The sequence below is a fragment of the Bacillus sp. ISL-35 genome, from assembly GCF_018613355.1.
In the GTDB taxonomy this organism is placed as follows: domain Bacteria; phylum Bacillota; class Bacilli; order Bacillales; family Cytobacillaceae; genus Mesobacillus.
The window spans coordinates 115,451-128,763 of the sequence record NZ_JAGGQK010000009.1 but is presented as its reverse complement, the minus strand read 5'-3'; the positions used below and the strand labels follow the sequence as shown (position 1 = coordinate 128,763).

General features: G+C 42.0%; 14 protein-coding genes. 2 read left to right on the top strand and 12 right to left on the bottom strand.

Features of this window, described 5'->3' with window-relative positions:
• Positions 1-154: 154 nt before the first annotated feature.
• The gene (locus J7E38_RS14570; protein WP_214707156.1) at positions 155-622 is read right to left on the bottom strand and encodes a hypothetical protein; all 468 of its coding nucleotides are present in this window, start codon (positions 620-622) and stop codon (positions 155-157) included.
• Positions 623-1,043: 421 nt separating this feature from the next.
• Positions 1,044-1,478 carry a DUF1450 domain-containing protein gene (locus J7E38_RS24325; RefSeq protein ID WP_214707154.1) on the bottom strand — a complete coding sequence of 145 codons (435 nt, stop codon included), beginning with the start codon at positions 1,476-1,478 and terminating at the stop codon, positions 1,044-1,046.
• A 114-nt stretch (positions 1,479-1,592) separates the two neighbouring features.
• On the opposite strand from J7E38_RS24325, the gene J7E38_RS14560 reads away from it, so the two are divergent.
• A complete protein-coding gene (locus J7E38_RS14560) occupies positions 1,593-2,348 on the top strand; it encodes a DUF3891 family protein (RefSeq protein ID WP_214707153.1) in 756 nt (251 codons plus the stop codon).
• A 38-nt stretch (positions 2,349-2,386) separates the two neighbouring features.
• Here the strand turns inward: J7E38_RS14560 and J7E38_RS14555 are convergent, their stop codons facing one another.
• The 9 genes from J7E38_RS14555 to J7E38_RS14515 form a co-directional block, all read right to left on the bottom strand.
• Positions 2,387-2,758: a DUF3899 domain-containing protein gene (locus J7E38_RS14555; RefSeq protein ID WP_214707152.1), complete on the bottom strand. Its 372-nt coding sequence runs from the start codon at positions 2,756-2,758 to the stop codon at positions 2,387-2,389.
• 104 nt (positions 2,759-2,862) lie between these two features.
• On the bottom strand, positions 2,863-4,500 hold the full coding sequence (locus J7E38_RS14550; RefSeq protein ID WP_214707151.1) for a peptide ABC transporter substrate-binding protein: 1,638 nt from the start codon (positions 4,498-4,500) through the stop codon (positions 2,863-2,865).
• Between the two features lie 29 nt (positions 4,501-4,529).
• Complete coding sequence (locus J7E38_RS14545; RefSeq protein ID WP_214707150.1) at positions 4,530-5,519, bottom strand: ABC transporter ATP-binding protein; 990 nt, start codon at positions 5,517-5,519, stop codon at positions 4,530-4,532.
• A complete protein-coding gene (locus tag J7E38_RS14540) occupies positions 5,516-6,535 on the bottom strand; it encodes an ABC transporter ATP-binding protein (RefSeq protein ID WP_214707149.1) in 1,020 nt (339 codons plus the stop codon). Before J7E38_RS14540 ends, J7E38_RS14545 begins: the two co-directional genes overlap by 4 nt.
• A 12-nt stretch (positions 6,536-6,547) precedes the next feature.
• Positions 6,548-7,492 carry an ABC transporter permease gene (locus tag J7E38_RS14535; protein WP_214707147.1) on the bottom strand — a complete coding sequence of 315 codons (945 nt, stop codon included), beginning with the start codon at positions 7,490-7,492 and terminating at the stop codon, positions 6,548-6,550.
• Position 7,493: 1 nt separating this feature from the next.
• The gene (locus tag J7E38_RS14530; RefSeq protein ID WP_214707145.1) at positions 7,494-8,420 is read right to left on the bottom strand and encodes an ABC transporter permease; all 927 of its coding nucleotides are present in this window, start codon (positions 8,418-8,420) and stop codon (positions 7,494-7,496) included.
• A 25-nt stretch (positions 8,421-8,445) separates the two neighbouring features.
• Positions 8,446-9,297: a M55 family metallopeptidase gene (locus J7E38_RS14525; RefSeq protein ID WP_214707143.1), complete on the bottom strand. Its 852-nt coding sequence runs from the start codon at positions 9,295-9,297 to the stop codon at positions 8,446-8,448.
• Between the two features lie 65 nt (positions 9,298-9,362).
• The gene (locus J7E38_RS14520; RefSeq protein WP_214707141.1) at positions 9,363-10,424 is read right to left on the bottom strand and encodes a M42 family metallopeptidase; all 1,062 of its coding nucleotides are present in this window, start codon (positions 10,422-10,424) and stop codon (positions 9,363-9,365) included.
• Between the two features lie 14 nt (positions 10,425-10,438).
• Positions 10,439-10,885: an Lrp/AsnC family transcriptional regulator gene (locus J7E38_RS14515; RefSeq protein WP_214707139.1), complete on the bottom strand. Its 447-nt coding sequence runs from the start codon at positions 10,883-10,885 to the stop codon at positions 10,439-10,441.
• Positions 10,886-11,207: 322 nt separating this feature from the next.
• Here J7E38_RS14515 and J7E38_RS14510 point away from each other — a divergent pair, with 322 nt between their 5' ends.
• Positions 11,208-12,137 carry an LCP family protein gene (locus tag J7E38_RS14510; protein ID WP_214707137.1) on the top strand — a complete coding sequence of 310 codons (930 nt, stop codon included), beginning with the start codon at positions 11,208-11,210 and terminating at the stop codon, positions 12,135-12,137.
• Positions 12,138-12,324: 187 nt separating this feature from the next.
• Here J7E38_RS14510 and J7E38_RS14505 read toward each other — a convergent pair whose 3' ends face one another.
• Positions 12,325-12,840, bottom strand: coding sequence for a GNAT family N-acetyltransferase (locus tag J7E38_RS14505; RefSeq protein ID WP_214707135.1), 516 nt, complete (start codon positions 12,838-12,840; stop codon positions 12,325-12,327).
• Positions 12,841-13,313: the final 473 nt, after the last annotated feature.

Genomic DNA, 13,313 nt, shown 5'->3' with positions numbered 1-13,313 from the left:
TCATTACAGGAATGCTGCCCCGTTTGTTTAAGTGAATTCCTTCGCAATCTTCCAAATGCTTCTTCTACATTATTGTATCTTTAGCTCCCTAAGGGAATTCAACCACAAAGTGTATTAATCCTCTTTCTAGCCAGGCGCTGCAATTAATTAGTTTCTAAGCTTTTATTTTTCTTATCTTAATATCCGAACAATGAATAAGAATTTTGGTTTGGGAATGTAATAAGATTTCATGCTGCAATTTCCTTTTACTCAACGGAAGGATTTCATCGTAGCCCCATTCGTCCAGTCCTCTTCTACCACCAAAGGCAATTTCATTGGGCTTATTACCGTAAACATTTCTTTTAATATCAAAATCCATTAAAAACTTACGAACGTTTACCCATTGTATTTCATATGTACCCGCACCCGCTTCATATTGTTCAATAATCATTTTAATCGTGGTCGGATCCTTTGTTTTACCATTTTCTTGATTCAAAATCGTAAGAGAAACAACCTTCCCATCATGAAATGAATGATTTTTTAAAAAAATTGATGTCTCCTTATTAAATCTGGGTAATAGTCTTTTTAATTCCTCTACATAGCCCATAACATCCCAATGGTCATCATCTACAAAATACTTCACGAAAAATTCTCCTCTAACTATCCAAATTACTTGTCGAATACTATCTCAGAAAATAAACAGATTGTGGAAGACAAGTTAATAAACACTTACCGACTAAAATTGCCCGCTTAGTTGAAGTACAAAATAATGTATCTTACGTCTGTTTTAACATAAAATTCCATGTTATTGTTACTAGTTATATATTAAATATAATGTTCTTAGAATTGAACCCTAAATTGACTTTCGAACCGGCAATTAAATTGACGGTTTAAATGACATTCTTTATTCTATGTACAACAAACATTGTCAAACGCATATTCATATTTTAATTGTATGAGTTACAAAGGCTGGCACAATAGGAAAATGGCGTGGACAATTTCCACGCCATTTCCTGTGCCTTATTAACCTCATAACGGAACGGTAGCAATGTCCCTGAGCGGTGTTAATCTAAATATTGAGCCATTTTCTTAAGCAATTCACCGGAATTATTTGCAGTCACAAACTCCCCATCCACCATCGCATACGGAGACAACCGGCATTCCTTGCATCTGCTCTGGCATTCGAATTCCTTATGATTCACATTTTTCCGACTTAAAAACTCATTATATTCAGCGTAATTTTCTTCTTTTAAAAACTGCTCTAAATTTCGCTGGCAAAATTCCATGTTCACTTTCTTTTGTTTTGAAAAAAGCTTTTGAATTACATTCATATGAGAAACTTCCTTTTCTAAATAAGTCAAGTTACCAAAAGGAGTACACAGTGATTGATGATTAAAATAGGATTCTTTATAAGTAGTATAAACGAGCATAGTATCATATGCCTTAATATGGGATCCAAAAGAACAGATAAGATACTTTCGCAGCATCACTAAAAACACAAACGCGAGCTTCTTAACCATAAAAAGTATATCATTATTTTTGAAATACCATAAACACTTAAATTTTAGTAGTTTTCCAAATAAATTCGAATTATAAACTAAGGGGTGAATGACATGATCATTCATGAACGGGAAAAAGATTTTATCATGGTTGCCCAGCATGACCATGCCAGGATTTCTATGGAAGCGGCTATAAACTGGAGAGATGATTATTTTAAGGGATCAGACAGGAAGGAGTCTGTGGTTCTCGCTGTACGAGAGCATGACCGATGTTGGATTGAGCCTGACAAAGACCCATTATGGAACGAACAAACCCGGCAACCCTACTCATTCATGGATTACCCGGGCAACCCTAAGCTTGCCTTTTACAAAAGAGGGATCGATGAAGTCGTGCAGATGGATCCATACGCCGGCTTGCTTTGCAGCCTACACTATGCCTCCTTCCTTGAAGATGCGACAAGCACGATCGGAAAGAATTTTTGGAACGAGGAAAAACAAAGACAGCAAATCTTGCTGAAAGAATTAAAAATTACACACGACAAGTTCCTCTCTTTCCATTTAAATCTATTAAAATTCTGCGACAATCTCTCATTATACATTTGCCTAAATGAACCTGGAACACCAAAAGACCAAGAGCATTATTTTTACCGGAATGGGTTTCAGCAGAGATTCTCATTTGCTGGGGAAAAACCAATCCATGCTAACTGGCTAGATCAGGAAACCGTCTCGCTGTCGATTTCTCCCTTTAAAAAACCACTAAAGGTAAAGCTTCCGTTTAAAGCTGTTAAAAAAGAGGCGATCAATAGATCCGGGCTGTCAGCTGCCTATAATGAAAGCGCCATTTTACAAAGGGAAGTTACCTTTGTATAAAAACAAAAAAAGACCGCTTTTATCAAAGCTGGTCATGGTTAATAATATACAATTAATGTTAAAAGTGAGACAGTGACTGAACTTAATCCAACAAAGAAAGCACCAATGAGGATTCTTCCGTAAAGGTTGCCTTTGAACTCTCTTAACTGCTCATTGTCTGCTGACCTTTCGTCTTCACGCTCCATTGCTCTTGATTTTGGCGAAATAAATGATCCGAGTTTATTGAAACCGTTCATGAACAAAGACAGAAATCCAGTTTTCAAGATCAGGAAGGCCGCTGCCACCAATAAAGAAATAATACCAACCAAAAATGATCGATCAATGACTTCAATCCACGTGAGCGAAAGCACCGGCTTTGCTAACAGCCATGCCAGCATGATGAATAGAAAGGCGGTTATTTTTTTTCCCATTTGTCATCCTCCTTATTCGCTAAAATAGTATGGCAGGAAAAAACAGGGGGCTGCTTTTTCCTGCCATATCACAAAATAGTTACGGAATATACATAGTCAGTGTTTTACTCAGATACCTTCTTTGCCCACTTCACGTTAGGATAACGGTTATATGGGTAGACAAGGCCCTCAAAATTAGGGGATGTCAGGTATGTGTTTGTATAATGATAGACCGGAACAAACGGAAGTTCTTCCATCAGCACGTCTTCAGCCTGGCGCAGCAATTCAAAGTGTTTTGCTGGATCCTGTTCAGCTTTTGCCTGTTCCATTAGGCTATCGTATTTTTCATTTCTCCACTCAGTACGGTTATTCGGGCTGTCTCCAAGGAAGTAATCAAGGATGACTGCCGGGTCAAGCAATACGCCAATCCAGCCCATCCGAGCCATTTGGAAGTTGCCCTGGTCAGTAGTATCAAGATAAGTCTTCCATTCCTGGTTAGCCAATTTGATGTCTACGCCAAGATTCTTCTTGTACATTTCCTGGACAGCTTCTGCAATTTTCTTGTGGTTTTCAGCAGTGTTATATAAAAGCGTTACTTCCGGAAGAGTGGACCAGCCTTCTTCTGCCATTCCTTCTTCTAAAAGCTTTTTCGCTTCTTCCATGTCTTCTTTAAAGTACTTGCCGCCTTGTTCACGGAAATCTCCATCAGGCGTTTCAACACCAGGTGGCACGAATGCGTAGGCAGGTGTTTCTCCCGCTTTTGTGATATTTTTTGTCAGGGCATCCCTGTTGATTGCCATTGCGAATGCGCGGCGTACTTTTTCGTTCGTGAATGGCTCTTTTGTGATATTGAACATGTACATATATGTACCAAAGTAAGGTACGTTCTTGAAGTCTTTGTTTTCCTTTTCTTGCTCCACTACATCAGAAGGAAGTGTTGTTACAAGATCCAGTTCACCTGTTTTATACATTTGATAGTAAGTAGTTGCATCGTTAACCATTTTCCAGGTAACTTTTGTAAGATTGATCTTTTTGTTGTCATAGTAGTGTTCGTTCTTTTCGACTACTACTGAGCTGTCATGCTTCCATGCAGTCATTTTGAAAGGACCGTTGCTGACATATCCTTCAGCTCCAGCAGCCCAGTCTTTGTTGTTTTCAACCAGGTCTTTTTTAACAGGATAGAAAGTCCACATTGTTAATAGTTCTTTGAAATAGCCAAGCGGATCATTCAGTTCAACGACTAAAGTCTTGTCGTCCGTTGCCTTTACACCAACATCATCAGCAGAACCTTTTCCTTTGTTGAAATCTTCAGCACCCTTCACATAATAAAGGTAGAAAGCGAATTGGCTTCCAGTCGCAGGATCAAGTGTACGCTTCCAACTGTACTCAAAATCTTCAGCGGTTACTGGTGAACCATCAGACCATTTTGCATCATCACGGATGGTAAACGTGTATGTCTTGCCGTCTTCAGATACTTTCACATCTTTTGCAGTACCAAGTACTGGCTTGCCATTCTTGTCCTTTGTGAACAAACCTTCGAACGTATGATCCAACACCCAACCGGAAGTTGTATCTGTTGCCATTGCCGGATCAAGCGCTGGCGGTTCACTCATTGCATTCAATACAAGCTCCTGCTTGATGTCTTTAGTGCTTCCTTTAGAGCCAGAGTCTGATGATGCGTTTTGGCTGCCTCCGCCGTAACAGCCGGATAAAACCGAACTGACGAACATAAGGGCAGCTATCATGGATAGCAGCTTTTTCATTGTTTTTCCTCCTCAAAATTGTCTAGATGTTAGTTATATAGATGGCATGCAACGAAATGGTCCTTTTTGACTTCCCGGAAATCAGGAATCACCTCGGCACAAATGGACATCGCATGCGGGCATCTTGTACGGAAGCGGCAGCCGCTTGGAGGGTTGACCGGGCTTGGGGGATCCCCCTGAAGCACGATTCGCTCCCTTTTTGCGGCGCCTGGTTTTGCCACTGGGATTGCAGACATTAAAGCCTGAGTATATGGGTGAAGCGGTTCAGCAAACAGGTCATTGCTGCTGGCAAGCTCCATCATTTTGCCTAAATACATGACACCGATTCGGTCACTGATATGCTTGACCATCCCAAGGTCATGGGCGATGAACAAATAAGTTAACCCCTCCTGCTCCTTCAAGTCCTCCATAAGGTTGATGACCTGGGCCTGAATGGAAACATCGAGTGCAGAAATGGGTTCATCCGCAACAATGAATTTTGGGTTGACCGCAAGTGCTCTCGCTATCCCAATCCGCTGACGCTGACCACCGCTGAATTCATGCGGGTATCTTCTTGCATGCTCTGGACGAAGGCCGACTCGTTCCAGCAAATCATATACACGATTTTGCCTGTCTTTCCCGCGGGCAAGACGATGTGCATCGATTCCTTCCGCAATGATATCTCCTACCCTCATCCTTGGGTTCAGGGATGCGTGCGGATCCTGGAAAATGATTTGCATTTCGCGGTTCGCGATTGCTTTCTCCTTCCTGCCCAGAGTGGATAGATCGACACCGTTATAAAACATGGTTCCTTCTGTAGGGTCTTGGAGACCGACAATGGTTTTACCCAGAGTCGATTTGCCGCTTCCGGATTCACCCACAAGTCCGAACGTTTCTCCCCTTTTGATTTCAATCGAGATATCATCTACAGATTTAACTGTCTTGTCCTTTTGGATTGTGAAATACTTTTTTAGATTTTCTATTTTAAGAAGCGTATCGGCAGCTGTAGCTTTTGGCTCTTTAACAGTTGCTTCGGTCATGTTGTTTCCCTCCCTGCAGCGACAAGATCTTCAACTTTCGGTGCCCTCGGGTCGTTCAGCCAGCATCTTGCATAATGCCCTGACTCTGTTTCGATTGCAGGAGGCATTTCCTGAAGACATACTTCCATTGCAAACTTACACCTTGGGGCAAAAGGACAGCCCGGCGGCGGCGAGAACAGATCAGGAGGCGTTCCTTCAATCGGTATAAGCCGCTCTTTTGCAGAGCTTGTGTGATCCGGAACGGATTCCATCAATCCCCACGTATAAGGATGGCGCGGGTTTTCGAAAAGTTCATGGACCGTACCGCTCTCCACCATCATTCCTGCATACATGACAATCACTCGTTCAGCTGTTTCTGCCACAACACCCAAATCATGCGTAATCAGGATAATGGCCGTATCGGTTTTTTCCTTCAGGTCCCTCATCAGATCAAGAACCTGTGCCTGGATTGTCACATCCAGAGCTGTCGTTGGTTCATCAGCGATTAACAGCTCCGGATTGCAGGCCAGGGCAATCGCAATCATTGCCCTCTGCCTCATGCCGCCGCTAAATTCATGCGGGTACTGGTTATAACGTTCTTCAGGGTTCGGGATTCCGACAAGACGGATCATTTCGATCGCGCGCTTTTTCGCTTCCGGTTTATTCATGTTTTGATGGACAAGCAATCCCTCTTCAATTTGTTTTCCAATTTTCATCGTTGGATTGAGTGATGTCATTGGATCCTGAAAGATCATACTAATCTTTGAACCTTTCACTTTTTGCATGGCCCGTTTTGATAGTTTTAAAAGATCCTTTCCATCGAAAAGCACTTCTCCGTTTTTAATGATTCCGGGCGGTGTTGGGATCAGCCCCATTAAGGTTTGTACAGTCACGCTCTTTCCGCTTCCACTTTCACCAACAATGGCGACAATTTCCCCTTTATCCACATGGAAGGAAACATTGCGGACTGCCTTTACCTCACCGCCGTATGTTTTAAAATTCACTTCGAGGTTGTTTACTTCTAGTAAGTGACTCACAGTTGTTCCCTCCTATTTCCGATTCCTAGGATCCAATGCATCCTGAAGTCCGTCTCCAAAGGCATTAAAGGCAAACATCGTCAGGGAGATCATGAACCCAGGGAAGAACAGCCTCCACCACTGGCCGCTCAAAATGACTCCAAGTGCATCGTTTGCCATCGTGCCCCAGCTTGCAAATGGTGCCTGTACACCAAGCCCAAGGAAGCTCAGGAACGATTCTGCGAAGATTGCCTGCGGAATCGTGAATGTCAGATTAACGATGATGATTCCCAGCGCGTTTGGCAGCAGGTGGCGAAGGATGATTTTCGCATGGGAAGTTCCCAGCTTTTCTGCAGCCATAACATATTCCTGCGATTTCAGCTGCAAGATTTGTCCCCTGGTAATACGGGCCATACTCACCCACCCTGTAACGGACAGAGCAATAATGATCGATGTAACACCAGGATCCATGATGACCATCAGCAAAATGACGATTAAAAGGTAAGGAATTCCGTAAAGAATTTCGATAACTCTCATGATGGCGTTATCGACTCGGTCGCCTTTTTTGCTGCGTCCAGCCATATAACCTGCAATTCCTCCAATGGTGACGCCCAGGATCAGGTCAATCAATGCGGCAATAAACCCGATTGTCAGGGAGACCCTGGCACCATACCAGGTACGGGACCACATATCGCGTCCAAGGTCATCTGTTCCGAACCAGTGAGAGTTGGACGGTGCAATATTTCCCTTCATTAAATCCTGGTCGGATGGACTGTAAGGAACCATTTTCGGTCCAAAGAGCGCGAAGAACACAATCACTAAAAGAAGAGACAAACCGAGAATTGCCAGTTTGTTTTTCATGATATTAATAAGTGTTTCCTTCCATACGCTCAGTGATGGGCGCTGGATGGGATCGAGAACTTTCTTTTCTGGAGAAACGGGTACGAATAATTTGCTGTCAAGTTGTTTAGGCTGCATGCTATTTCCCCCCGCTTGTCAATTTAATTCTTGGATCAATCAGTCGGTATGAAATATCAATCAAGAACAGGATCACAACAAGAATGGTACTGAAGAAGATCGTTGTTCCCATGATGACTGGATAATCCCGGTTAAAGATGCTATCTACGAAATATTTTCCCAGGCCAGGAATCGCAAATATCTTTTCAATAACAAATGTACCTGTAATCAACACGACTGCCAGCGGCCCGATGAACGTGATTACTGGAAGAATGGCATTGCGGATTCCATGCTTGATGACTAACTGTACGGTAGATAATCCTTTTGCATTGGCAGTCTTAATGTAATTTTGGTTCATGACGTCTATCATGCTAGATCGCATAAAGCGTGCAATGACAGCCATCGGGGAAGCAGCTAATGCCAAAGACGGCAGAACACTATGCTGGAAGCTTCCCCATGACGCTACCGGCAGCAAGCGCCATTCCACAGCGAAATATTTAATCAAAAGCGGCGCCAAGATAAAGCTTGGCACTGAAATCCCAATAATGGCTATCATCATTGCAAAAAAGTCCAGCGGTTTGTTGTGATTTAACGCTGCAATTATTCCAAGGATCAGCCCAAAAAACATAGCGATAGTGAGTGCCTGGATCCCAAGAGTGGCGGATGCCGGCATGCCATCAAGGATGATATCATTTACTGACCGTGTTTGAGATTTTATAGATGGACCTAGATCTAACATCATGAGATTTTTCATATAAAGGGCATATTGCACAGGAAGCGGCTCATCAAGATTGTACTTTGCCCGAATATTTTGCAGGACTTCCTCCGGCAGAACATCTGCATCCGACGCGAATGGATCCCCAGGGATAAATTTCATGATGACAAATGTTAACGTAATGATGACCCAGATGGTCAAAAGCATCGTTAACAGCCTTTTGATTATGTACATTCCATTCACCTCGTTATTTTAAGATTTAAGCATTTACTGAACCAAGAACTCCATTTGTGGCAGTCATGGCAATAATGACGCAGCCCCACATATGCTTATAAGCCGTAACCATATCATCGCAGGTAAAGCGAATGCTCTTTGGACCAGTCAGTTCTACAGTTGGCAATGTCGTTGTCATTTTTGCCTGCTGCGGCCCTTTCAGCTTAAGATCAAAAGTAACAGGGCCCTCTGCAACTGTGAAAGGCTTCGCCTGCTTTGCTTTTTTAACAGCTGCTTCTGCCTTTGTACGTATTTCTGCACGGGCAGCTTCTGGATGAAGCAATTCGGCAGCAAAACGGTCAACAGCTCTTTTGGTTACCGCACCTTCCACTTCAGGAAGAGTTTCCTGCACTTCTCTTACATAAGCGTCGTCTCCGCTGATGAAGAGTGGAGGAACGCCAAAGGAACCAGCAACATAGGAATTCAATTCCGTCTCTCCTACCACTTTCCCGTTAACCTTCATTTCCTCGACACAGATCCCGGCCAAAGTGTGGCTGATGACTGTTACATCTGAACCGCCTTCGCGTCCATGGTGGCCGACAAACATGATGCCATTGAATGACTCATCCAATCCTTCAAGCTGGCACATGACCCGATTGCTTCCGGAAACCAAACGTGCGCGTGTATCCAGTTCCTCGATGATGATATTTGACATATTTCCGTGTCCATCTGCGACGACAATTTCCGTGGCACCGCCATTAAAAGCCCCTTCGATGGCTGCATTCACATCAGCCGTCATCAGTTTACGGAAACGCTGATATTCGGACGGAGTTTTTAACTGCTGGTTCGTTGCAACACCTGAAATGCCTTCCATATCTGCCGAAATAAATATCTTCATATTCTAAATCTCTCCCCATTTTCAAATTTTTCGATAACTTAAGTTAAATGAATGCTATATTTCTATTAAAATTCAAAACTCTGCTCTTCTGATAGATTCAAAACAAAGGCCTTTAACAAGTCTTTTGTTGCCTCAAGATCTCCCATATCCACCACTTCAACAGGTGAATGGGCGTAACGAGAAGGAACGGAAAGGACACCTGTTGGAATCCCTTTGTTGGCATAATTGACTGCTCCGCCGTCTGTCCCGATCCCAGGGAAAACTTCAAGCTGGTAAGGAATGTTTTGTTCTTTTGCCAGATTCACGAGTGTCTCTTTCATTGTTTTATGTACGATCAGACTGAAGTCCATCACCTTGATTCCTGTACCTCTTCCAAGGCCTAAGCTTTGATCCATTGTCTCTTCCGGGGTATCGCTGACAGCTGTCGTATCGACCGCAATCGCTGCATCTGCTGTAATATGTTCGGAAGCTGTCTTTGCTCCCCTAAGCCCTACTTCTTCCTGTACCGCGAAGAGGAATACCAACTCACCAGCAAAGCTTTCTGTCTTGATTTCTTCCAGTGCCTGCAGCAGAACGGCAACCCCTGCTCTGTCATCCAACGATTTCGCTCTTACTCTTGGTGCTGACTCAGGTCCAAAGACAACGAATTCGCTTCCCCATGTGACCGGCGTTCCGATCTCGACTCCCATTTCGAGTACTTCCTGCCTTGAAGAAGCACCAATATCAATATAAAGCTGCTGATGTTTTCTAAGTTTTGAAGGGTCGTCAAACTTCACATAATGCGCAGACATTGTCCCGATCAACCCAGGTAACAATCCCTGGCTCCCCATTACCGTTACCGGTTGTGCCAGAAGGGTCCGGTCATCATTCCCGCCGAGTTTTTCAAATCTCAACAGCCCGTTTTCCTCGATCTTTTTAACCATGAAACCAACTTCATCAATATGCGCTGTTAAAATAACTGTCGGCCCAGGCTTGTCCCCTTTTTTCCTGGCGATGACATTTCCAATTGGGTCAATGCTGACCTCATCAGTCCGTTCCTCAAGGTACTCTTTTAAAAAATAGGATACGGAATGTTCATATCCGCATGGTCCCGAGAGACCTGTCAGTGTTTTTAACAAATCAAGCATTGTTCTTGCCCCCCTTAGTAGTATTCATAAGAATTTTTGTAAACATCCAGTTGGATAATGCTGTTCATTTCCAGGATAGAAGGAAGCTCGTTTATTTTAAGAAGGATTTCGTTTATATCATCCTGAGTTGGCACTGCGATTTGTACCAATAGCGGGTACGGTCCAGACGTCAAGGTAATATAGCGTATTTCTCTGAACTCCTTTAAGGAATTGATTGCTTCCTGGATCTTTTGCGGCTGAACCTTTAAAAGTATAATTGCTCCTGCTTTGATCCCAATCGCTACAGGGTTAACGACTCCTACCACATTAAGGATTCCGTTGTCCTTTAGGTTTTTGTACCGGAGCCTGACTGTCTTTTCTGTGACATTAAGATTGGCGGCTATTTCAGAAAAAGACATTCTTCCATCATTAGCTAAGTGTTTGATAATTCCCCTGTCCATTTCATCTATTTCGTATTTCAAAACTTATCCTCCTTTCGGTAATAGTTTGTTTTTATTTTATCTTTTTTAGTACTTTTGTATGATATAGATATTTGTTTTAGTATTTCTTTCGTTAATTGAGTATCGTAATAAGGAATTACTATGTATTATAGTAAAAGAATTTTCTAAATTCAATAGATTTTTCAAAATTTCTTTATTACGTTGCAGCATTAATCCTTTTCACCATCAAAATTGTTAACAGAATTTCAAACAACTGTAACCTAATCTTTCACTAACTGAAATCTTTTTATGGGATAATGGCACTTCTGGTAAAAAGAGAAAGTTCAACCCGGGTGGTGTTAAAGTGACGAAAAAAAGATGCAGAAAAATCCGGTGGGGACGAGTGATTGGCGCCCTGCTGATCCTTGCGATCTTTACTGTTGGTCTTTTTACCATATATCAGTACATAGAAGGAACTTATCAAGCATTCAATCAACCATTTAAAAAGGCCGAAGCAGAATCGTTTCAAGGAGAGAAGAATACCCAAGAGGAAGTGAATGTTCTATTACTAGGCAGTGACTCTCGGGGAGAAAAAGCAGCGCGGACAGATTCCATCATGGTTGCCCATTACAACCCACAAACGCATAAGGTAAAACTAATCTCGCTTATGAGGGATATGTATGTGAACATCCCTGGACACGGACAGCAGAAATTAAATGCGGCCTACTCATTCGGAGGCCCCGAATTACTCAGGGAAACGATTAAAATGAATTTGGGTCTGGACATCCATCATTATGCGGTCGTCGATTTTAAAGGCTTCGTAAAAGCAGTCGACCTCCTCGTCCCCAACGGAATCCAAGTAGACATACCATATGAAATGTCTGATGGAATCGGAATGACCCTCGAACAAGGAACACAACAGCTGCATGGAGAAGAATTATTAGGATATGTCCGGTTCCGACAGGATCGGTTAAGCGACTTCGGACGAGTCCAAAGACAGCAGGAAGTAGTCTCAAAATTAAAAGACGAAGCCATAACCCTTAACAGCGTGGCCAAGCTCCCCGAACTGTTAGATCTATTAGGTTCATATGTCGATACCGATCTTGAAACATCCACACTCCTGACCATCGGAAAAGACATCCTGACTAACGAAACCGGAGAAATACAAACCATCCGCATACCCGAAGACGGCAGTTTCGAGAATGAACGTTATGATGGGGTTGGAGAAGTGCTGGAGGTTGATTTTGATCGAAATAAAGATGTTTTGGAGAAGTTTTTAGGAGATGAAAATTAATCACTGAAGTATTGGAAACTATATTTCATTATAGTCGGGGAGTCCTTTTAAAGGTCTCCCCTTCTTTTTTCTTTGTTATCTCATTGTATAAACTTTTATCTCAGTTTGTATTCAACAATCAATTTCGTCCTTGTTTTTTGAGAAAGCAAGAACAAAATTACTTGGTCAGGTTGCAGAAAAAAAGAACTCATTTAGAGTCCCTTTTTAAATCCATGATAAAGGCTTTTACAATAATTCCATCATTCATTGGTTCTAAATCAAGTTCAGGCAAGCGTTCAAATCCCTTGCTTTCGTACAGCGAAATTGCTTTTGTCATAAAAGAAGCTGTATGTAGGCCGATATGTGAATTATTTTCTTCTTTTGAAACCTTTATACAATGTTCGACTAGTGCTCCGCCAATCCCTTTGCTGCGAATCATAGGTTTTACAGAAAGCATACGCACTTCAGGATAATCTTGAATATTTTCGTTCCATTCGTAAGCTTTAATGGATGCTGGAAACAAAACGACACTACCAGCAATTTGACCGTCCAGTTCGGCTATGTATATTTTCGCATTATTTTTTAGATCATTATCGGAAATTAGTGTATTTTTTAATACTGCCCAATGCTCTTTTGAAACAAATTGTTCATACTCTTGATAACTTTCCAACCTTAGATTCCTAACAGTCTCTATTTCTCCATATTCCATTTCTCTAATTTTCAACTCAGCCATCCCCTTTTATACTTAATTTACCTTTTATCTATATATGTAGCAAAAACTTTTTTTAATATTTTTACTGCAAAAATGAAAAGTTAGATGAAGTAAAGGTTGAATACAAAAATCCTCCTTTGATATGAGGGAAAATCCGAAACATAAGCAATGGAGGTTACATGTTCTGTTAGATGTGCACTGACCAGTTTAGCTGGATATTCGGGGAAGGTATGGTGATTCAAAGGTATTGGCTCCACATTTCAAATACCCTTGTCTTTGGATAAAAAGTTTCAGTTCAGACAAGCATACAATCTGGGTTAGCATACTCCATATAATTGAAAAGCCTGGTAACGACTATTAGAAGCAGCCATTTGCAAAAAACTTCCACTTATATTTTTGAGGTAATAAACAAAAATAAGCAAAAAAGGGGGATTATCATGTTCAATAAACCCATTATAAAGGCACTATTAGGCAGTACCATCTTA